Annotated in this window: 20 protein-coding genes and 1 other RNA gene; 6 read left to right on the forward strand and 15 right to left on the reverse strand. The window is 68.7% G+C overall.

The genetic code is table 11. The annotated features are described in order from the left end of the window. The first annotated feature begins 144 nt into the window (after positions 1 to 144). The 3 genes from acnA (at position 145) to ACX9GQ_RS01010 (ending at position 5,352) form a co-directional block, all read left to right on the forward strand. Positions 145 to 2,859 (forward strand): aconitate hydratase AcnA, encoded by a 2,715-nt coding sequence (gene acnA / locus ACX9GQ_RS01000; protein ID WP_459627659.1) that lies wholly within the window; start codon positions 145 to 147, stop codon positions 2,857 to 2,859. Between the two features lie 135 nt (positions 2,860 to 2,994). Then, complete coding sequence (locus ACX9GQ_RS01005) at positions 2,995 to 3,738, forward strand: DUF1223 domain-containing protein (protein WP_459627660.1); 744 nt, start codon at positions 2,995 to 2,997, stop codon at positions 3,736 to 3,738. A gap of 168 nt (positions 3,739 to 3,906) precedes the next feature. Further along, positions 3,907 to 5,352 (forward strand): DUF1254 domain-containing protein, encoded by a 1,446-nt coding sequence (locus tag ACX9GQ_RS01010; RefSeq protein ID WP_459627661.1) that lies wholly within the window; start codon positions 3,907 to 3,909, stop codon positions 5,350 to 5,352. Between the two features lie 60 nt (positions 5,353 to 5,412). Here ACX9GQ_RS01010 and tolB read toward each other — a convergent pair whose 3' ends face one another. The 15 genes from tolB to ACX9GQ_RS01085 form a co-directional block, all read right to left on the reverse strand. Beyond that, complete coding sequence (gene tolB, locus ACX9GQ_RS01015) at positions 5,413 to 6,702, reverse strand: Tol-Pal system beta propeller repeat protein TolB (RefSeq protein WP_459627662.1); 1,290 nt, start codon at positions 6,700 to 6,702, stop codon at positions 5,413 to 5,415. A 104-nt stretch (positions 6,703 to 6,806) separates the two neighbouring features. Beyond that, positions 6,807 to 8,069, reverse strand: a complete 1,263-nt coding sequence (gene tolA / locus ACX9GQ_RS01020; protein WP_459627663.1) for a cell envelope integrity protein TolA — start codon at positions 8,067 to 8,069, stop codon at positions 6,807 to 6,809. A 31-nt stretch (positions 8,070 to 8,100) separates the two neighbouring features. Next, complete coding sequence (gene tolR, locus ACX9GQ_RS01025; RefSeq protein ID WP_459627664.1) at positions 8,101 to 8,553, reverse strand: protein TolR; 453 nt, start codon at positions 8,551 to 8,553, stop codon at positions 8,101 to 8,103. A gap of 13 nt (positions 8,554 to 8,566) precedes the next feature. Beyond that, positions 8,567 to 9,286 (reverse strand): protein TolQ, encoded by a 720-nt coding sequence (gene tolQ, locus ACX9GQ_RS01030; protein WP_459627665.1) that lies wholly within the window; start codon positions 9,284 to 9,286, stop codon positions 8,567 to 8,569. A 210-nt stretch (positions 9,287 to 9,496) separates the two neighbouring features. After that, complete coding sequence (gene ybgC / locus ACX9GQ_RS01035) at positions 9,497 to 9,940, reverse strand: tol-pal system-associated acyl-CoA thioesterase (protein ID WP_459627666.1); 444 nt, start codon at positions 9,938 to 9,940, stop codon at positions 9,497 to 9,499. Further along, entirely contained in the window at positions 9,937 to 10,980 is a 1,044-nt protein-coding gene (gene ruvB / locus ACX9GQ_RS01040; protein ID WP_459627667.1) for a Holliday junction branch migration DNA helicase RuvB, read from the reverse strand. The genes ybgC and ruvB overlap by 4 nt, the downstream gene beginning before the upstream one ends. A gap of 76 nt (positions 10,981 to 11,056) precedes the next feature. Next, positions 11,057 to 11,674 carry a Holliday junction branch migration protein RuvA gene (gene ruvA, locus ACX9GQ_RS01045; protein WP_459627668.1) on the reverse strand — a complete coding sequence of 206 codons (618 nt, stop codon included), beginning with the start codon at positions 11,672 to 11,674 and terminating at the stop codon, positions 11,057 to 11,059. After that, positions 11,671 to 12,306 (reverse strand): FMN-binding negative transcriptional regulator, encoded by a 636-nt coding sequence (locus ACX9GQ_RS01050; RefSeq protein WP_459627669.1) that lies wholly within the window; start codon positions 12,304 to 12,306, stop codon positions 11,671 to 11,673. The genes ruvA and ACX9GQ_RS01050 overlap by 4 nt, the downstream gene beginning before the upstream one ends. A 43-nt stretch (positions 12,307 to 12,349) precedes the next feature. Next, positions 12,350 to 12,874 carry a crossover junction endodeoxyribonuclease RuvC gene (gene ruvC / locus ACX9GQ_RS01055; RefSeq protein WP_459627670.1) on the reverse strand — a complete coding sequence of 175 codons (525 nt, stop codon included), beginning with the start codon at positions 12,872 to 12,874 and terminating at the stop codon, positions 12,350 to 12,352. A gap of 50 nt (positions 12,875 to 12,924) precedes the next feature. Next, positions 12,925 to 13,668 carry a YebC/PmpR family DNA-binding transcriptional regulator gene (locus ACX9GQ_RS01060; protein ID WP_459627671.1) on the reverse strand — a complete coding sequence of 248 codons (744 nt, stop codon included), beginning with the start codon at positions 13,666 to 13,668 and terminating at the stop codon, positions 12,925 to 12,927. Between the two features lie 121 nt (positions 13,669 to 13,789). Further along, a complete protein-coding gene (locus ACX9GQ_RS01065; protein ID WP_459627672.1) occupies positions 13,790 to 14,620 on the reverse strand; it encodes a TIGR00282 family metallophosphoesterase in 831 nt (276 codons plus the stop codon). A 2-nt stretch (positions 14,621 to 14,622) separates the two neighbouring features. After that, entirely contained in the window at positions 14,623 to 15,195 is a 573-nt protein-coding gene (locus ACX9GQ_RS01070; RefSeq protein ID WP_459627673.1) for a 5-formyltetrahydrofolate cyclo-ligase, read from the reverse strand. 9 nt (positions 15,196 to 15,204) lie between these two features. Then, positions 15,205 to 15,361, reverse strand: a non-coding RNA gene (gene ssrS / locus ACX9GQ_RS01075) — 6S RNA. A 55-nt stretch (positions 15,362 to 15,416) separates the two neighbouring features. Further along, positions 15,417 to 15,785 (reverse strand): cell division protein ZapA, encoded by a 369-nt coding sequence (locus ACX9GQ_RS01080; RefSeq protein WP_459627674.1) that lies wholly within the window; start codon positions 15,783 to 15,785, stop codon positions 15,417 to 15,419. Next, positions 15,785 to 16,078 carry a DUF4164 domain-containing protein gene (locus tag ACX9GQ_RS01085; RefSeq protein ID WP_459627675.1) on the reverse strand — a complete coding sequence of 98 codons (294 nt, stop codon included), beginning with the start codon at positions 16,076 to 16,078 and terminating at the stop codon, positions 15,785 to 15,787. The genes ACX9GQ_RS01080 and ACX9GQ_RS01085 overlap by 1 nt, the downstream gene beginning before the upstream one ends. Positions 16,079 to 16,508: 430 nt before the next feature. Here ACX9GQ_RS01085 and tkt point away from each other — a divergent pair, with 430 nt between their 5' ends. From tkt to ACX9GQ_RS01100, 3 genes are all read left to right on the forward strand, one after another. Then, positions 16,509 to 18,491, forward strand: a complete 1,983-nt coding sequence (gene tkt / locus ACX9GQ_RS01090; protein ID WP_459627676.1) for a transketolase — start codon at positions 16,509 to 16,511, stop codon at positions 18,489 to 18,491. A 107-nt stretch (positions 18,492 to 18,598) separates the two neighbouring features. Further along, positions 18,599 to 19,606 carry a type I glyceraldehyde-3-phosphate dehydrogenase gene (gap, locus tag ACX9GQ_RS01095; protein WP_459627677.1) on the forward strand — a complete coding sequence of 336 codons (1,008 nt, stop codon included), beginning with the start codon at positions 18,599 to 18,601 and terminating at the stop codon, positions 19,604 to 19,606. A gap of 92 nt (positions 19,607 to 19,698) precedes the next feature. Next, a complete protein-coding gene (locus ACX9GQ_RS01100; RefSeq protein ID WP_459627678.1) occupies positions 19,699 to 20,892 on the forward strand; it encodes a phosphoglycerate kinase in 1,194 nt (397 codons plus the stop codon). Positions 20,893 to 20,925 lie beyond the last annotated feature (33 nt).

Consider the following 20,925-nt stretch of genomic DNA (forward strand, 5'->3'; position numbering starts at 1 on the left):
GTAGCGGTTTCCTGCGAAGTTTTCTATAAGCGCCACGGCTGCGTCGAGCGCTTCATCCAGCGCGGGGACTCGGGCACTCCCGGGGCGGCGCGCGTGCCCACGCATTTGGCCGTAGTCCATCGCGAACCCCAAGAGGATCCAGCCGTGACTGCACTCGACAGCTTCAAGTGCCGCAAGAAACTCAAGGTCGGCGCCAAAACCTATTTCTACTACTCGTTGAAGGACGCGGAGAAGAACGGGCTGAAGGGCGCCTCGCGCCTTCCCGTCTCCCTGAAGGTCCTGCTCGAGAACCTCCTGCGATTCGAGGACGGCCGGTCGGTCACGAAGGAGGACATCCTCGCCGTGGCCGAGTGGCTGAACAGCAAGGGCAAGTCCGAGCGCGAGATCGCGTTCCGCCCGGCGCGCGTTCTGATGCAGGACTTCACGGGCGTCCCCGCCGTCGTCGACCTCGCCGCGATGCGTGACGCGATGAAGACGCTGGGCGGCGATCCCAAGAAGATCAATCCGCTCGTCCCGGTCGACCTCGTGATCGACCACTCGGTGATCGTCGATGAGTTCGGCACGCCGAAGGCGCTCAAGCAGAACGTCGCCCTGGAGTATGCCCGCAACGGCGAGCGCTACGACTTCCTGCGCTGGGGCTCAAAGGCGTTCGAGAACTTCCGCGTCGTGCCGCCGGGCACGGGCATCTGCCACCAGGTGAACCTCGAGTACCTCGCCCAGACCGTCTGGACGAAGAAGGAGAAGGTCCGCAACGCGAAGAACCGCCTGGAGGTCCAGGAAGTCGCGTATCCGGACACGCTGGTCGGCACCGACTCGCACACCACGATGGTCAACGGCATGGCCGTGCTGGGCTGGGGCGTCGGCGGCATCGAGGCCGAGGCGGCCATGCTGGGCCAGCCGATCTCGATGCTGGTGCCCGAGGTGGTCGGCTTCAAGCTCACGGGCCGCATCCGCGAGGGCGTGACGGCGACCGACGTCGTCCTCACCGTCACCCAGATGCTCCGCAAGAAGGGCGTCGTCGGCAAGTTCGTCGAGTTCTTCGGCGCCGGCCTCGCCTCGCTGACGCTCGCCGACCGCGCGACGATCGCCAACATGGCGCCCGAGTACGGCGCGACCTGCGGCTTCTTCCCGGTCGACACCGAGACGCTCGACTTCCTCAAGACCTCGGGCCGCGCGCCTGCCCGCGTCGCCCTCGTCGAGAAGTACGCCAAGGCCCAGGGCATGTTCCGCAGCCGCGTCACGCCCGACCCGGTGTTCACCGACGTCCTCGAGCTCGACCTCGGCACCGTCCAGCCGTCGCTGGCCGGGCCGAAGCGGCCGCAGGACCGGGTGCTGCTCACCGAGTCGAAGGCCGGTTTCGCGGCGGCCATGGCCGGCGAGTTCAAGAAGGACGCGGCCGAACTCGCCAAGCGCTACAAGGTCTCGGGCAAGAACTTCGACATCGGCCACGGCGACGTGGTGATCGCTGCGATCACGTCGTGCACCAACACGTCGAACCCCGGGGTGATGGTGGCGGCCGGCATCCTCGCCCGCAAGGCGGTGGAAAAGGGCCTCACCGTGAAGCCGTGGGTGAAGACCTCGCTGGCGCCCGGCTCGCAGGTGGTGGCGGAGTACCTCGCCAAGTCCGGCCTGCAGAAGTCGCTCGACAAGCTCGGCTTCAACCTCGTCGGCTTCGGCTGCACGACCTGCATCGGCAACTCCGGCCCGCTGCCGGCGGAGGTGTCGAAGGCGATCAACGACAACGACCTCGTCGCCGCCGCGGTGCTCTCGGGCAACCGCAACTTCGAGGGCCGCGTGAACCCCGACGTGCGGGCGAACTACCTCGCGTCGCCGCCTCTGGTCGTCGCCTACGCACTGGCGGGCTCGCTGCAGGTCGACCTCAGCAAGGACCCGATCGGCGCCGACAAGAAGGGCAAGCCCGTCTACCTGAAGGACATCTGGCCGTCCTCCAAGGAGATCGAGGACACCATCCGCAAGACGATCACGAAGGCGCTCTTCAAGTCGAAGTACGCCGACGTGTTCAAGGGCGACGCCATGTGGCGCAAGATCAAGGTCGAGGGTGGCCTGACCTATGGGTGGAACAACAAGTCCACCTACGTGCAGAACCCGCCCTACTTCACCGGCATGTCGAAGACGCCGAAGCCCGTCACCGACATCGTCGGCGCCCGGGTGCTCGGCCTCTTCCTCGACTCGATCACGACCGACCACATCTCCCCGGCCGGATCGATCAAGGCGGCCTCGCCGGCCGGCAAGTACCTGATGGCGAACAAGGTCGACCCTGCCGACTTCAACCAGTACGGCACGCGGCGCGGCAACCACGAGGTCATGATGCGGGGCACCTTCGCCAACATCCGCATCAAGAACCAGATCGTGCCGGGCGTCGAAGGCGGCGTGACCATCCACTATCCGTCGGGCAAGCAGCTGCCGATCTACGACGCGGCGATGCAGTACAAGAAGGACAAGGTTCCGCTCGTGATCTTCGCGGGCAAGGAGTACGGGACCGGCTCCTCTCGTGACTGGGCTGCCAAGGGAACCAACCTCCTCGGCGTGCGCGCCGTGGTGGCGCAGTCCTTCGAGCGCATCCACCGCTCGAACCTCGTCGGCATGGGCGTCGTCCCGCTGGTCTTCGAGGACGGCACGTCGTGGCAGACGCTCGGCCTCAAGGGCGACGAGACGGTGACGATCAAGGGCCTGGGCGCGGACCTCAAGCCCCGCCAGACCCTGAAGGCGGAGATCACCTTCGCGGACGGCAAGACCAAGACCGTCCCGCTCGTGTGCCGCATCGATACGCTCGACGAGCTCGAGTACTTCCGTAACGGCGGCATCCTGCAGTACGTCCTGCGGAGCCTCGCGGCCTGATCCGGTCTGTGAATGTTGTGCGGCCGCCGGCCTTGCCGGCGGCCGTATCATTTCCCTTCAAGGCAACGTGAATTCTCACCCGGGGTCTTCGCGCCTAGGGTCCGGCGACGTGAACTTCCGGTGGCGGCAAGGCGGATGGCATTTGTCAATCGCAGGGTAATCTTTGTGGCGGCTCTTCTGGTCTCCGGGGGGCTGCGTGCCGAGACTCCGACACCACCGCAAGCTGTTCTTGAGCTCTTCACGAGCCAAGGTTGTTCTTCCTGTCCGTCTGCCGACCTGCTGGTGTCGGAGATGGCGAAGGACCCCTCGCTGCTGACCCTCTCCTTCCCCGTCGACTACTGGGATTATCTCGGTTGGAAGGACACGCTCGCAGACAAGGCGTTCACCGCCCGCCAGCGGGCGTATGGTGACGCACGGGGCGACCGGCACATCTACACGCCGCAGGCCATCGTCAACGGATCCCGCCACAACGTCGGCTCGGATCGCGACGCCGTGAACGCGTCCCGCGTGGCGGGTCGGTCCAAGGGCGCGATGTCGGTCGCGCTGACGGCCACCGTCGACGGCGAGACGATCCGGGTCGCGGTACCGCAGGCCGCCCAGCCTCCACGCATGCCTGCGACGCTTGTCCTCCTTCCCGTGACGAGGAAGGCGGAGGTCGCCATCGCGCGCGGCGAGAACAAGGGGCGCACGGTCACCTACACCAATGTCGTCCGCGAGATCGTCCCGGTCGGCACCTGGGATGGCGCCGCCAAGTCGTTCGAGGCGCCGGCCTCCCTGATGAAGATGCGCAATGCCGACACCTTTGCCGTGCTGCTCCAGGAAGGCACGCCCGAGAAGCCCGGCCTGATCCTCGGAGCGGCCAAGGGGCCGGGCCTCTAGCACCCTGACTTCATGGCCCGTCGACGCGGCCCCTTCCGGCTGAACGACGCGGCCGGGCCGCGTTCATCCGCCGCTCCGCTTCCGCTCGATCTGTCCTCAATACGATAGGATCCGTGTCGCCGAGGGTGCTAGCGTCAGGCACCTTCAACTGGACCGGATCCCCCTCTCATGCTTACGAAGCGCGATCTACTTCGCGGCGCTGCCGCCGGCACCCTCGCTGCGGGGGCCCTGCAAACGGGAGGCGCGGCGGCGCAGTGGTTCTCGTCCGGCCGTCCCGGGTTTTTCAAGTCGAAGGACATCGCGGAGGCGGGCTTCATCTACGGCCTGCCGATGGTGATGGCCTACGCCATCATGTACGAGTACGCCGTCGACAAGAACTCTGGCCAGTACAAGGCCCCGTTCAACGTCCTCGTGAACGAATCCAACGTGTTCACGTGGAAGGACACGGCGGTGATCACGCCCAACAGCGACACGCCGTACTCGTTCGTCTGGATGGATCTGCGTACGGAGCCCTTCGTCCTCACCGTCCCGGCCTTCGACCCGAAGCGCTACTACTCCGTCATGCTGACGGACATGAATACCTACAACTTCGGGTACATTGGCAACCGCGCGACGGGAGTCGGTGCGGGCAGCTACATGGTCATCGGGCCTGACTGGACGGGCCCCGTTCCCCCCGGGATCAAGAAGGTGTTCCGCTCGACCAGCACCTTCGCGGCGGCCGTGTTCCGCACCCAGCTCTTCAACCCGGCGGACCTCGACGCCATGCGGGCCGTTCAGGCGGGATACAAGGCGCAGCCCCTGTCGGTCTTCCAGGGCCGGGCGGCGCTTCCGGCCCTGCCGCTGCCGTCGTTCCCGAAGTTCGAGAAGGACCTCGTGAAGACGGAGTTCTTCGAGTACCTCGACTTCGTGCTGCAGTTCATCCCGGCCCTGCCGCAGGATGCGTGGATCCGAGAGCAACTCGCGAAGATCGGTGTCGGTAATGGCAGCCACTTCGACTTCAAGTCCCTCTCTCTCGAGGACAAGGCCGAAATCCTGCTCGGCATGAAGGAGGGGAAGAAGAAGGTCGACGACGCCGTCTCCAACTTCGGCAAGGAGATCAACGGCTGGCGCGTGGGCGCGGCCTTCGGCGACGCAAACTTCTTCCACGGCGACTGGCTGCTGCGGGCGGCCGCTGCCCAGGCCGGCATCTTCGGGAACGACGCGGTCGAGGCGATGTATCCCATCGCCAAGGTGGATTCGAGCGGCCAGCCGCTCGACACGTCGAAGAACAACTACACGCTCACCTTCCCGGCCGGGCAGCTTCCGCCGGTGAACGCGTTCTGGTCCGTCACCATGTATGACGGAAAGACGCAGCTCCTGATCCGCAACCCGATCGATCGCTACCTCATCAACTCGCCGATGCTGCCCAGCATGAAGCTGAACGCGGACGGGTCGCTGACGCTCTACATCCAGAACAAGTCGCCGGGCGCCGACAAGGAGAGCAACTGGCTCCCTGCGCCGGACGGGCTCGCCTACATCGTCATGCGCCTCTACTGGCCGAAGGAGTCGCCGCCGTCGATCCTGCCGCCGGGCGAGGGATCATGGCAGCCGCCGGGCATCGTGCGCGTCGGATGACGACGGGGCACGGCCGCGCCGCCGACGGCGGCGCGGTTCCCGTGCCTGTTCGTGACCGGTTCAGTTCAGCAGCGGCGACCAGGCCGGATCGGACGCGAAGGAAGGCGCCGGGACGGGCTGCTCGACGCGACCCGTGACGTCGACCATGAACAGCCGCGCGCCGGAGTTGCCGCCGGCGTCGCGGAAAAACACGAGGTAGCGGCCGTTCGGAGCCCAGGACGGGCCCTCGTTGTGGAAGCCTTCGGTGAGGATGCGCTCTCCGCTGCCGTCCGGCTTCATGATGCCGATCGCGAAGGTGCCGCCCTTCTGCTTCGTGAAGGCGATGTAGTCGCCGCGCGGCGACCAGACCGGCGTCGAGTAGCGGCCCTCGCCGAAGGAGATGCGCTTCGCCGCGCCGCCGCCTGCGCCCATCACGTAGATCTGCTGCGAGCCGCCGCGGTCGGACTCGAAGACGATCTGCGTGCCGTCCGGCGAGTAGGACGGCGACGTGTCGATGGCATTGGTGTCGGTGAGGCGGGTCGTGGTGCGCGAGCGCAGGTCCATGACGAAGATGTTGGACGACGCGCCCTGCGCGAGGCTCATCACGATCTTCTGCCCGTCCGGCGAGAAGCGCGGCGAGAAGGTCATGCCGGGGAAGTTGCCGACCACCTCGCGCTGGCCGGTCTCGATGTTGAGCAGGTAGACCTTCGGGTCACCGCCACCGAAGGACATGTAGGTCACTTCCTGGCTCGACGGCGAGAAGCGCGGCGTGACCACGAGGTCGTCGCCGCGGGTCAGGTAGCGCAGGTTCGCGCCGTCCTGGTCCATGAGGGCGAGCCGCTTCTTGCGGTTGTCCTTCGGGCCCGTCTCGTCCACGAAGACGATGCGGCTGTCGAAGAAGCCCTTCTCGCCGGTCAGCCGCGCGTAGATCGCGTCCGAGATGATGTGGGCGACCCGGCGCCAGTTGTTCGGGTCGGTGAAGTACTGCTGGCCTGTGAGCTGCTGGCCGGCGAACACGTCCCACAGCCGGAACTCCGCGCGCAGCCGGCCCGAGGGATCGCGCGAGATGCGGCCGGTCACCAGCGCCTGCGCGTTGATGACCTTCCACGAGTCGAACTGCGGCGCGACGTCGGGGTTCGACGTCTTCTCGACGAAGGCCTTCTTGTCGATCGGCGCGAAGACGCCTGAGCGGCGCAGGTTGTTGGTGATCACACCGGAGATCTGCGCGCCCAGGTTCGGGTCGGACCCGCCGAAATCGGTGATCGCGATCGGCATCGGCTGGAAGTTGCCGCGGTCGACCGTGATCGAAATCTCGGCCTGGGCCGGGAGCGCGGCGGCGCCTGCCACGGTGGCCAGTCCCAGGAGGGACATCTGACGACGTGTGAAGAGAGACGAGCTCATCGAACCTGCCATCGGGGGTCGGGGGCCTTCGAGGGCCGAGCGGAGTGAGGTGACGGGAGGACTGGACCGCATCATCAGCCGAGCATCTCCTTCGCGTCGAAGGTGATGGACCAGTCCTGCCAGTCGCTGAAGAAGGGGGCGTACTGGGCGGGGATCCTGAACGGCGAGCAGCGGCGGATCGCACGGCTCGCGCTCTCCGCCATCGCCCGGAAGGCTGGGTCCCCGGAGGGGTTCATGAGGACGGGCTCGGCCTGGAGCGAGCCGTCCGGCTTCAGGGACATGGTGAAGCGAGGCTTCAGGTTGTCGATGTTGGCGAAGCCCGGCGGCGGGTTCCAGCAACCTCGGATCTGCTCCTTGAGAAGCGAGCCGAGGGCATCCTTCTGGCTGGGATTGAGCTTCTGCGCCGTGCCCGTCGCGGTGCCCAGCGACGCCGTCCGGTTGATCTCCTTCGCCGTCGAGGGGGCCTGCTGCGCCTTCTCCTTGGAGGTCAGCAGCTTCTCAATCGCGGAGGGGTCGAACTTCGTCTCGGGCTTGGGCTCCGGCTTCGGCTTCGACTGCTCGGCGAGCGCCGCGAGGCGCTGCGCCTCCGCGGCGCGGACCTTCGCCTCGGTCTCCCTGCGCCTGGCCTCAGCCTCGGCCTCCTTGCGCTTCGTCTCCTCGGCGCGCGCCCGGGCTTCCGCATCGGCCTTGGCCTTCGCCTCGGCACGGGCCTTGGCCTCTGCGTCGGCCTTCGCCTTCGCCTCGGCATCGGCTTTCGCCTTGGCCTTCGCCTCGGCCTCGGCCCTGGCCTTCTCCAGCGCTTCCGCCTCGGCTTCCGCCTTGGCCTTCGCCTCCGCGTCGGCCTTCGCCTTCTCGGCACGGGCCTGCGCCTCGGCTTTCGCGGCGGCTTCCGCCTTCGCCGCGGCTTCCGCCTTTGCGCGGGCCTCGGCCTCGGCGCGGGCCTTCTCGGCCTCCGCCTTGGCCTCGTCCTCCCTGGGCCGCTCGGGCGGCACCGGCAGGGCCGCGACCTTCTGCTCCTCGGGCGGCCGGGCCGGCGGCGTCGGCACGTCGCGCTTCAGTTCCGGCGCGTCGGGCTTCGTCTCCTGGATGTCCGCCTGTTTCGTCGCGCGCGGCTGCGGGTTCGGGCGGACCTCCTTCGCCGTCTGTTCCCCGCGCGTGATCTGGGACAGCTGGCTCTCCGAGATCACCTCCACGGGCACGGCCTCGGCGGCGTCGTCGAAGGGCTTCGTGTCGGAGAAGGCGATTAGCGTGGCGGCGAGCAGGGCAACATGCGCCGTGCCGGACACCACCATGCCCGGCTGCGACCAGTCGATCTTCCTGAGCCGCTCCCTGATCACGCGACGATCCTGTCCGTCCCTGGCCCGTCCGTCACTTGCGCTGGTCGGGCTCGGTGACGAGCGCCACCTTGCGATAACCGGCCTGCGTGATCACGGCCATGACCTCGGCCACCTTGCCGTAGGCGATCGCCTTGTCGCCGCGCACATAGATGCGCTCGTCCTGCCCCGTCTTCGCCACGGCCTGCAGCTTGGCCGGGATCTCGTCGAGACCGATTGGCGTCTCCATCAGGTAGATCTTGCCGTCGGCCTTCACGGACACCGTGAGCGGCGTCTTGTCGATGTTGAGGGCGGCGGCTCTGGTTTGCGGCAGGTCGAGTGGAACGCCGACCGTCAGCAGCGGCGCGGCGACCATGAAGATGATGAGCAGCACCAGCATGACGTCGATGAACGGCGTCATGTTGATGTCGGCCATCGGCGCGTGCCGGCGCCCGCCGCGGCGGCGGCGTCCGGCCTTTGCTCCTCCTGCGGCGGCGCTCATGGCCATCGGTCGATCCTCCTCAGGCGGCGATGCGCTCGTCGATCTGGCGCGACAGGATGGCGGAGAACTCGTCCGCGAAGCCCTCGAGCCGCGCCTGCTGCTTGGCCGCCTCGGCCTGCAGCTTGTTGTAGGCGATGACGGCCGGGATGGCGGCAAAGAGCCCGATGGCGGTGGCGAAGAGCGCCTCGGCGATGCCGGGCGCCACCACGGCGAGCGAGGTGTTCTTCGAGGCCGCGATGGCGCGGAACGAGGTCATGATGCCCCACACCGTGCCGAAGAGCCCGATGAACGGCGCCGACGAGCCGATGGTGGCAAGCACGAGCAGCTTGGATTCCAGCCGCTCGACCTCGCGCTGGATGGTGACGTCGAGCACCTTGTCGATGCGCTGGCTGAGGCCCATCACTGCGCGGTTGGGACCTTCGAAGGAGCGCTTCCACTCACGCATGGCGGCGACGAAGACGGAGGCCATGCTCGTCGTGGGCCGGTCGGCGAGGGCCCGGTAGAGTTCTTCAAGGGACTGTCCGGACCAGAACACCTCCTCGAAGCGGTCCATCGAGCGGCGGGTGCGCGAGAACAGCAGCGTCTTGTCGATGATGATCGCCCAGCACCACACGGAGGCGGCCAGCAGCCCGAGCATCACGAACTTCACGACGAAATGGGCGTGCCAGAACATCGACCAGAAGGTGATCTCGGCGCCCGGGGCGGTGAGGCCCTGGCTGATCACGTCGGTGCCATTCATCGGCAAGGTCCTTTCCTGCGGTTGCGGCGACCCCTGACGCCGGCCGCGGTAGCGCCTCTCGGGCTCTCGTCCCCGGACGCGGATCGAAAAACCTGTCGGCTGCGCCCGTCTCCTTCGCGGGGGAATCCGGCGAAAGCGGGGCGCAGGACCGCGGTCGCCGATCCGGCGGCCGACCCAGCGAGTTAAGGGGTTGTCAGGGTTAACGCCCGGTTACCCGGCGCTCTTTTCCCAAGCCGGGCCGTCTTTTGCCGCAGGTGCGAAGGCCTCCAGCCGCTCGCGCAGGCCCGGGGGGAGCCGTGCCGCCCGGCCCGCGGCCACGCCGGCCACCAGCACCTCGGCCGCCACGAGGACCTCGTCCGCCCGGAGGACCCGCTGCGCCAGTTGCATCGAAGCTCCCTTGAGGGCGAGGGGAGCGGTCGCGACGGTCACCACGTCGTCCATCCGTGCCGGCTTCAGCCAGTCGATCGCCATGCGCCGCACGACGAAGGAGAAGCCCGTGTCCCGGAACACCGCTGCCTGGTCGATCCCCAGCGACCGGATGAACTCGGTCCGCCCGCGCTCGAGATAACGCAGGTAGGACGCGTGGTAGACGACGCCGGAGAAGTCCGTGTCCTCGTAGTAGACGCGGACGGAAAGGGTGTGCGGGGCACTCACTCTGCGTCGTCCTCGCCGAACAGCCCGAACTGGGAGGCCTGCTGCTGCGGCTCGGCGAGGCCGAGGTGGCGGAACGCGGCGGGCGTGAGGAGCCGGCCGCGCGGCGTGCGCTGCAGGAAGCCCTGCTGGAGGAGATACGGCTCGATGATGTCCTCGATGGCGTCGCGAGGCTCCGACAGGGCGGCCGAGATGGTCTCGATGCCGACCGGCCCCCCGCCGAAGTTGACGGCCACCATCTCGAGATAGCGCCGGTCCATGATGTCGAGACCGATGGAATCGACGTCGAGGAACCGCAGCGCGGCGTCGGCGGCCTTGCGGTCGACGATCGCCGCGCCGTCGACGATGGCGAAGTCGCGCACCCGGCGCAGCAGCCGGCCGGCGATGCGGGGCGTTCCGCGGGCGCGGCGGGCAATCTCGTTGGCGCCGTCTGGCGACATCGGCACCCCGAGCACGCGCGCGCCGCGGCTGACGATGAGCTCCAGTTCGTCCACCGTGTAGAAGTTCAGCCGGATCGGGATGCCGAAGCGGTCGCGCAGCGGCGTGGTCAGCAGGCCGGCGCGGGTCGTCGCCCCGACGAGGGTGAACTTGGCGAGGTCGATCTTCACCGAGCGCGCGGCCGGGCCCTCGCCGATGATCAGGTCGAGCTGGAAGTCCTCCATCGCCGGGTAGAGGATCTCTTCCACCGCCGGGTTCAGGCGATGGATCTCGTCGATGAAGAGGACGTCGCGCTCCTCGAGGTTCGTGAGCTGCGCGGCGAGGTCGCCCGCCTTGGCGATCACCGGTCCCGACGTGGAGCGGAAGTTGACCCCCAGCTCGCGAGCCACGATCTGGGCCAGCGTCGTCTTGCCGAGGCCGGGCGGCCCGACGAACAGCACGTGGTCCAGCGCCTCGCGCCGCGCCTTGGCGGCCTCGATGAACACCTTCAGGTTCTTGCGCGCCGCCGCCTGCCCGACGAAGTCCTCGAGCACGAGCGGGCGGATGGATGTCTCGAGGTCGTCCTCGCGCTTCTCGGACGACACGAGGCGGGGCGGGAGGCTCATGCCGCCACCTCGCAGCGCGTGCGGGGTGCGTGGGGGCCGCACGCGTTTCCGACGGGGGCCACGGCCGTGTCGTCCCTCACCGTGCCATCTCCTTGAGCCCGAGCCGGATGAGCTGCGGCGCCTCGGCCCCCTCGCCGGCCTGCTTCAGGGCGGCGGCGACGGCTGCCGAGGCCTGTGCCTGCGGATAGCCGAGGTTGACCAGGGCCGAGACGGCGTCCGCCACGGGCTGGGGTGCCTTGCGCTCCGCCACCTGGCCGGCAAGGCGCGCCACGGACGGGTCGAGGCCGACCGCTGCAGGCGCCTTGTCCTTCAGTTCCGCGACGATGCGCGCGGCGAGCTTCGGGCCGACGCCGGGCGCGCGGGAGATCGCGGCCTTGTCCTGCGTGCCGATGGCGGTCGCCAATGCGCCGGGGTCGAGCGCCGAGAGGATGCCGAGGGCCACCTTCGCCCCGACCCCCTGCACCGTCTGCAGCAGGCGGAACCACTCGCGCTCCGTGTCCGTGCGGAAACCGAACAGGCGGATGGCGTCCTCGCGGACCTGCGTCTCGATGGAGAGCACCGCCGCCTCGCCCGCGGAGGGCAGCGCGGCCAGTGTCTTCGCCGAGCAGATCACGACATAGCCGACGCCATGCACGTCGAGGATGACGTGGTCCTCGCCCTGGCTGTCGATGACGCCCTTCAGCTTGCCGATCATGCGCGCCCGCCGCCCTTCACCAGCGCCGCCATGACCGCGGCGGCCTCCGTCCCTTCCGCTGCGAGGCCCTCGACCACGCCCGCGCGGTCCGCCTCGCTGCGGTTCTGGCTCGCCTTGACCTTGCCGTCGATGGCGGTGATCGCGATCTCGATCCCGACGATGCCACGCACCTGCCCCTCGACGAAGGGCGCTGGCGCATCATCGACCGCCCAGGGCTGGGGCCGTCGCCCCTCCATCTTGTCGGTCAGGGCCCGGATCTGCGCGTGCAACCATGCCGGGTCCTCGACAGCCTTTGCTCGGCCGCGCGCCTGCACCATGGCGTAGTTCCAGGTCGGCACGACGCGGTGCGTCTCCTGCTTGGTCGCGTACCAGGAGGGCGTGACGTAGTGCTCCGGGCCCTGGAAGACCACCAGCACGTCGAGGCCGTTCCCGCACTCGCGCCATTGGGTGTTCGGCCGCGCAAGGTGGCCGCGCAGGACCCCGAGGCCGGTGTCCGTGTCCAGCACCCAGGGGATGCCGTTCGCCATGAGGCCGCCGGCTCCCGCCGTCATCAGCAACCCGAACGGTTGGGCCGAGATGAACGCGTGCTGCCGGGAGAGGTCGGTCTCGGCGAAATGCGGGGGCTGGTACATCCCGGTCGTTCCTGTGATCCCGTTCAGCCTAGCACCTGAGCTGCTACCGCGCGCGCGCCAGCACGGCGGCGGTCAGCGCTCGCGAGGCGCGGTGCTGGGCATGGGTGAGCGCGATCGCCAGCGCATCGGCGGCGTCCGCGGTCTTCGGATCCGCCTTCGGCAGAAGCACCCGGACCATCATGTGGATCTGGTCCTTCTCCGCGTGCCCGGCGCCGACGATGGTCTTCTTCACGAGGTTCGGGGCATACTCGGCGACTGGAAGGCCCGCCTGCGCCGGCACCAGCAGCGCGATCCCCCGCGCGTGGCCGAGCTTCAGGGTCGCGCGGGCGTCCTTGTTGACGAAGGTTTCCTCGACGGCGACCTCGTCCGGCATCGCCTCGTGCAGAACCTTCTCGAGCCCCTCGTGGAGCTGGCGGAGCCGGTCCGCGAGGTGCAGCGTGCCATCGGAGTGCACCGAGCCGCAGCCGAGAAAGGAAAGCCGCGTGCCCACGCACTCGATCACGCCCCAGCCCGTGTTGCGCAGGCCGGGGTCGATGCCGAGGATCCGAATCGGTTGCGTCGCCGCCATCGCTCCGCGATACAGCGTCCCGCGGCGGAACGGAACAGGTACGCCCGCGATCAGCTCATCTTGGCGACGAGGGCGTCCGAGAACTCGGCGTTGGAGTAGACGTTCTGCACGTCGTCATTGTCGTCGAGCGAGTCCATCAGCCTCAGGATCTTCTCGCCGGCCTCGTCGTCCACCGCCACGTTGTTCTGCGGGCGCCAGACGAGGGCGGCCTTGCGCGGCTCGCCGAACTTCGCCTCGAGTTCCTTCTGGACGTCGCGCAGCGTCTCCATGGCCGTGACGATCTCGTGGCCGTCCTCGGAGGACGAGACGTCGTCGGCGCCGGCCTCGATGGCCGCCTCCATCACGGCGTCCTCGCTGCCGACCTTGGCGTCGAACTCGATCACGCCGACACGGTCGAACATGAAGGACACGGCGCCCGTTTCCGCGAGGCTGCCTCCGGCCTTGGTAAAGTAGGAACGCACCTCGCTCGCCGTGCGGTTGCGGTTGTCGGTCAGCGCCTCGATGATCACGGCGACTCCGCCGGGGGCATAGCCTTCGTAGCGGATTTCCTCGTAGTTCTCGCCGTCGCCGCCCGCCGCCTTCTTGATGGCGCGCTCGATGTTGTCCTTCGGCATGTTCTCGGCCCGGGCCGCCTGGATCGCGGCGCGCAGGCGCGGGTTCATGTTCGGGTCGGGCAGGCCGAGCTTTGCGGAGACGGTGATTTCACGCGCCAGCTTGGAAAAAAGCTTCGACCGCATGGCGTCCTGGCGCCCCTTGCGGTGCATGATGTTCTTGAACTGGGAATGACCGGCCATGTCGTCCTCGATCGCCACCGGCACTGCCGCGGCCCCCGGAAGGCGTCGCGGCGCACCTCGAAATTGCGCGGGCGAGCTTATACGGCGCGACGCGGCGGAAATAAAGGAACGAGGTGCAGGATCAGGCGCCGGGCAGCCACCACGCCGGCAGGCTCTCCGGGAGGTGCGGGCCGATGCGGACGGCTGCCGCGCGCAGGGCCAGCCCGGTGCGGTCGTCCGTCTCGACGGCGAGGCCGCACAACGTGCCGGGGCCGGTCGCGGCCTCCATCCTTGCGCCGGGCGTCTTCTCGAGAAAGCGGCGGACGGGTTCGTCCTTGCCCATGCCGAGGATGGAGTCGTAGTCGCCGCACATGCCTGCGTCGGAGAGGTAGGCCGTGCCGGCGGGCAGGATTCGCGTGTCGGCCGTCGGGACGTGCGTATGGGTGCCGACCACGACCGAGACCCGTCCGTCGAGGAACGTCCCCATCGCCTGCTTCTCGCTGGTCGCCTCGGCGTGGACGTCGATCAGGATGGCGTCGCAGACCTGCCCGAGAGGGGCCTGCTCGATGGCGTTGTCCACGGCCCGGAACGGGTCGTCGAGCGCGTCCATGAAGATCCGTCCCATGACGTTGACCACCAGAACCCGCGCCCCTGAGCGGGTCTCGACGAGCGTAGCGCCGCGTCCGGGGGTTCCCGCCGGATAGTTCACGGGGCGCAGGAGGCGGGGCTGTCGGTCGATGAAGACCAGGGCCTCGCGCTGGTCGAAGGAGTGGTTTCCGAGGGTCACGGCGTCCGCGCCAGCCGCGATGAGGTCATCGCAGATCGCCTCGGTGATGCCGAATCCACCGGCTGCGTTCTCGCCGTTGACCACGACGCAGTCGAGCTGCCATGCCTCGCGCAGGCCCGGCAGGAGGTCCGTCACGACGTCGCGGCCCGGACGGCCGACCACGTCCCCGAGAAACAGCAGGCGCATCGTCACTCCTCCGTTGCGGCCGGGAGGATCAACTCGTGCTCCGTCGCCACCGCGTCGAGCGCACGGTCGTGCGGCTCGTCGGGCACCCTCTCCACCTCCTGCGCCGCGAAGGCAAGCCCGATCGTGCGCACGCCGGGGCGCTGCCCAATGGCGCGGTCGTAATACCCCGCCCCGTAGCCGATGCGGTGGCCGCGCCGGTCGAAGGCCGCCAGCGGAACGAGCATCAGTTCTGGTTGTATCTCCGGGTTGCCGGCCGGCGGCTCGGACAGGCCGAAGCCGGCCTTGACCAGCCGCTCACCCGGCGCCCACAGGCGAAAGACGAGGCCCCTGTCCGTGACGGACGGGAGGGCCGTGGGATGGCCGGCCGCCGCGAGTGCCTGGATGATCGGGCGGGGGTCGATCTCCGAGCGGATCGGCCAGAACGCCGACACGACCATCGGCGGCGAGGCGGCCAGCCAAGCCCGGACGCGCTCTGCCACGGCGGCGGAGGCTCGCGCTCGTGACGCGGGGTCAAGGGCATCCCGGCGGGCGAGGGCCTCGCGGCGCAACTGGGCCTTGCGTTCTGCGGGCGTCATGGAAGGAAGCGCGGAGCCACAGTGGCCGTGGGACGATCGATCCCGGGAAACCTACAACGTAGGTGGGCGCCGTGTGCCCAAGTCCACGGACGAGGGCGGGGACAGCTCCCGTTAGGATCGATAAGGCCCCGGGGATTCATTGTCCTCACGCACCCCGCAGCCCCGCATCTCGTGATGTAGGGGAGCCCGGCCGGTTTGGCCAGCGGGAACTTGAGCCGGCGTCAGCCGGCCTGGGTCGGCGCGAGCCGGCGGGCGAGGTCCTCGATCCGCTCCGCGGCTTCGACGATGGCGCGCGCCACGCGATCCTCGTCGTCGCGCGTCCGCAGTTCGGCGTTCGCATGGGCATCGCGCAAGGCGGCTACATCGGCCTCGAGACGGCGGAGACGCTCCTTCACGTCCTCGCGCTCGTCGACGAAGGTGATGGCCGCCATGACGGTCAAGCGGTTGTCGCCGATCTCGCCGAAGGTCCGGCGCATCTCGTCGATCTTCCCGTCAACCTCCTCGGCGAGGCGGCGGAGGTGCTCCTCCTGCCCGTCCTCGCAGGCGATGCGGTACTGCTTCTGCGCGATGGTGACCGTGACCTGCGCCATCAGCCGGCCCTCGCCTGGGCGTCGATCACCGCCCGGACGCTGCCGATGGCGTCGTCGATGCGGCGGGCGAGGTCGGACGCGACGCCGTCGAGCCGTGCGCTGCGGGCGAGGGCGCCGTCGAGTTCGACCGCCAGCCTCGCCCGATCGTCCTGCATCAGCGCGAGTTCGGTCTCCAGCGTCGCCTTGGAGCGGTCGGCCTCCAGCTTGCGCGACGCCGTCGCCTCGAGAAGGCCCAGCGCCGCACTGAGGCGGGCGAGGGCCTGTTCGAGTTCGGTCGGTCGCGGAAGGCTCATGCCGCCGGTTTCCCTGCGTTCTGTCGGGTTCGCGCTTTCTGGCACACGTGTTGTCGCGCCGCACGACCCACCAGACGCCGTCGCACGGAACGACCGTTACTATGGTGCGATTCAAGTTCGCGTCAATGTCGTCACGGGTGCGAAACGGCGCCTAACTGCCAGCGGTTGCACAGCTTTTCGCCGTTTCGGCCTAGGATTGCGCAATTAATCTCATGACTCATTTCAATTCCTAAACGATTGAGGGCGCTGTCCTTTATCTCCGTCGGGACGAATGGATGCGTAAATCCAGCCTCGTGAGACGATTCCAGCGGTGTCGCGCCCGAGTCGACGGCAGCCCCTGGCCCAGGGCCGCCACTGGCGCTCGTCCAATTGACTCGCGGGGGCGAGGTGATAATCAGGCGGCGCCCCTGCACCCCCCGGAAAGAGCCGAATGAGCATGCGCAACCACCACACGGCGATGGCCAATGCCATCCGCAGCCTCGCCATGGACGCGGTGGAGAAGGCCAAGTCCGGGCATCCGGGCCTTCCGATGGGTGCGGCGGACATCGCGACCGTGCTGTTCGCGGACGTGCTCAAGTTCGACCCGGCCGATCCTGCATGGCCCGACCGCGACCGCTTCGTGCTGTCTGCGGGCCACGGCTCCATGCTGCTTTACGCGCTGCTGCACCTGATCGGCGTCGAATCGATGACGCTCGACCAGATCAAGTCTTTCCGCCAGCTGGGTTCCCGCACGCCGGGCCATCCCGAATTCGGGCACACGCCGGGCGTCGAGACGACGACGGGGCCGCTGGGGCAGGGCATCGCCACCGCCGTCGGCATGGCGATCGCCGAGCGGCTCCTGGCAGCCGAATTCGGGTCGGATCTCGTCGACCACCACACCTACGTGCTCGCTTCCGACGGCGACCTGATGGAAGGCGTCTCGCAGGAGGCCATCGCGCTCGCGGGGCACCTGCGCCTGAACCGGCTGATCGTGCTGTTCGACGACAACGGGATCTCCATCGACGGACCGCTGTCGCTCTCCGACAGCGTCGACCAGGTGAAGCGCTTCGAGGCGGCGGGCTGGCTCGCCGAGCGCGTCGACGGGCACGATCCGGACGCCATCGCGGCCGCCATCGCGCGGGCCCGCGCTTCCGACCGGCCGACGCTGATCGCCTGCAAGACCATCATCGGCTATGGCGCGCCGAACCGTGCCGGCACGTCAAAGGCCCACGGCGAGCCCCTCGGCGCCGAGGAACTGGCAGGCGCCAAGGCGCGCCTCAATCTCTCGCCGGAGCCCTTCTCGGTGCCGGCCGAGGTGATCGAGCAGTGGCGGGCTGCCGGGCGTCGCAGCGTCGATGCGCGCAAGGCGTGGGATGCTCGGCTGGCCGCCCTGCCCGCGGAGCGTCGCGGCGAGTTTCTCCGGCGGATCTCCGGCGAGCTTCCCACCGGGCTCGATGCGGCGGTCACTGCCCTCAAGGCGAAGCTCTGCGCCGAACCCCAGACCGTGGCCACGCGCAAGGCGTCCGAGCTGGTGCTGGAGGCGATCACGCCTGCCGTTCCCGAGCTCGTCCTCGGCTCTGCAGACCTCACGCCGTCGAACAACACCAAGACGAAGAACCTCGCGGTGGTGCAGCCGGGCGCGGTGGCCGGCCGCTACATCCACTACGGCATCCGCGAGCACGGCATGGCCGCGGCGATGAACGGGATGGCGCTGCACGGCGGCATCCTGCCCGCTGGCGCCACCTTCATGGTGTTCACCGACTACTGCAGGCCCGCGATCCGGCTGGCGGCCCTGATGGGCGTGCGGGTCGTCTATGTGATGACGCACGACTCGATCGGCCTCGGCGAGGACGGCCCGACCCACCAGCCGGTGGAGCACCTGGCCGCGCTGCGCGCCATTCCGAACCTCGCCGTCTTCCGGCCGGCCGACCCGGTGGAGACGGCGGAGTGCTGGCAGCTCGCCCTCGAGAACCGGACCGGACCAAGCCTGCTGGCGCTGACCCGCCAGAACCTCGCACCGCAGCGGTGCGACGGTGCCTCCGCCAACCGCAGCGCCGCCGGCGCCTACGAACTGCTGCCGGCGGACGGCGCGGCGCAGGTGTCGATCTTCGCGTCGGGCTCCGAGGTGGAGATCGCGGTGGCCGCGCGGGCCCTGCTGGCCGCGCGCGGCATCCGCGCGCGGGTCGTCTCCGTGCCCTGCATGGAGCGCTTCGCGGCGCTTCCCGCGGCCGAGCGGGCCGCCGTCATCGGCAACGCACCGGTGAAGGTGGCGGTCGAGGCGGGCATCCGCATGGGCTGGGACGCGATCATCGGTTCCGACGGCATCTTCGTGGGCATGACGGGCTTCGGTGCCAGCGCGCCCTACAAGGAGCTCTACAAGCACTTCGGCATCACGGCCGAGGCGGTGGCCGACGCGGCTGCAGCCCGGGTGTGATCCATCTCAAGGCGGGCCGGAGCGGCCTGCGATTGGTGTGTGCCCGCAACGGGTCGGCCGACCGGGCGTTGCGGCATTGGCGAGTGGACCCTGCGAGGGAGTGATCAATGGCTGTTCGTGTCGCGATCAACGGGTTTGGCCGCATCGGCCGCAATGTCCTGCGGGCCATCGTGGAGTCCGGGCGCAAGGACATCGAGGTGGTGTCGATCAACGACCTGGGGCCGGTGGAGACGAACGCCCACCTGCTGCGTTTCGACAGCGTCCACGGCCGGTTCCCGGCGGAGGTGAAGGTCGCGGGCGACACGATCGACGTCGGCCGCGGGCCGATCAAGGTGACGGCCGTCCGCAACCCTGCCGAGTTGCCCCACAAGGACCTCGGCGTCGACATCGCCATGGAGTGCACGGGCATCTTCACCGCCCGTGACAAGGCCGCCGCGCACCTGACGGCCGGCGCCAAGCGCGTCATCGTCTCGGCGCCCGCGGACGGCGCCGACCTGACGGTCGTCTACGGCGTCAACCACGACAAGCTGACGAAGGACCACCTCGTCATCTCCAACGCGTCGTGCACCACGAACTGCCTCGCGCCGGTCGCGAAGGTGCTGCACGACGCCGTCGGCATCGAGCGCGGCTTCATGACGACGATCCACTCGTACACGGGCGACCAGCCGACGCTGGACACCATGCACAAGGACCTCTACCGCGCCCGCGCCGCGGCGCTGTCGATGATCCCGACCTCGACGGGCGCGGCGAAGGCCGTGGGTCTGGTGCTGCCCGAGCTCAACGGCAAGCTCGACGGCTCCGCCATCCGCGTGCCGACCCCGAACGTCTCGGTCGTCGACCTGAAGTTCGTGGCCAAGCGCGCGACGACCAAGGACGAGATCAACGCGGCCATCAAGGCCGCCGCCGAGGGGCCGCTGAAGGGCGTGCTGGGCTACACCACCTCGCCGAACGTCTCCGTCGACTTCAACCACGACCCGCACTCGTCCATCTTCCACATGGACCAGACGAAGGTCATGGAGGGGACGCTCGTGTCGATCCTGTCCTGGTACGACAACGAGTGGGGCTTCTCGAACCGCATGTCCGACACGGCCGTCGCCTTGGCGAAGCTGATCTGACGCGGGATCATCCGAACGAACCAGACGCCGCCTCCGGGCGGCGTCTTGCTGTGGGAACCGGGTCCGGCCGGACCCTGACAGGGAGAGGGACCATGACCGCCTTCCGCACCCTCGACGACGCCGATCTCGCCGGCAAGCGCGTCCTCGTCCGCGTCGACCTCAACGTCCCGATGGAGGACGGCCGGGTCACCGACGCCACGCGCATCGAGCGCATCCTGCCGACGATCCGGGAGATCGCGGACAAGCGCGGCAAGGTGATCCTCCTCGCCCATTTCGGACGGCCGAAGGGCCGTGACCCCAAGGAATCGCTGGCGCCGGTGGCGCAGGCGCTGGCCGCGCATCTCGGCCGGCCGGTCGGCTTCGCCGACGACTGCATCGGGCCTGCCGCAAAGGCCGCCGTCGATGCGATGAAGCCGGGCGACGTGCTCTGCCTCGAGAACACCCGCTTCCACAAGGAGGAGGAGAAGAACGACCCGGCCTTCGTGAAGGCTCTCGCCGAGAATGGCGACGTATGGGTCAACGACGCCTTCTCCGCGGCGCATCGCGCTCACGCGTCCACCGAGGGGCTGGGGCACGTGCTGCCGGCCTATGCGGGGCGCACGATGCAGCAAGAGGTGGAAGCGCTGTCGAAGGCGCTGGAGGCGCCGCAGCGCCCCGTCCTCGCCGTCGTCGGCGGGGCGAAGGTGTCGACGAAGCTCGATCTCCTCGGAAATCTCGTGAAGAAGGTCGACATGCTCGTCATCGGCGGCGGCATGGCGAACACCTTCCTTGCCGCGCAGGGCAAGGCCGTCGGCAAGTCGTTGTGCGAGAAGGACCTTCTCGACACCGCCCGGTCGATCCTCGATGGCGCAAAGGCGGCGGGCTGCACAATCGTTCTGCCGGTCGATGCCATGGTCGCGGGGGAGTTCAAGGCCCATGCGCCGTCTAAGGCGGTGCCGGTCGATGCCGTCGGCTCCGATGACATGATCCTCGACATCGGCCCCGCGTCCGTGGCTGCCGTGGCAGCGAAGCTCGCCGAGGCGAAGACGCTCGTCTGGAACGGGCCGTTCGGTGCTTTCGAGCTCACGCCCTTCGACCGTGGAACGACCGCCGTCGCCCAGGCGGCCGCGAAGCTGACCGCCGAGGGAAAGCTGCTCTCCGTGGCCGGCGGTGGCGACACCGTGGCGGCCCTGAACCACGCCGGAGTGGGCGAGGCCTTCACCTATGTCTCGACGGCGGGCGGGGCGTTCCTGGAGTGGCTGGAGGGCAAGCCGCTTCCAGGCGTCGAAGTGCTCCGCAAGAGATAAGCGATCGTTCTGTTTTTGTTCTTGCGCCGGGTG

Source organism: Alsobacter sp. R-9, assembly GCF_054612375.1.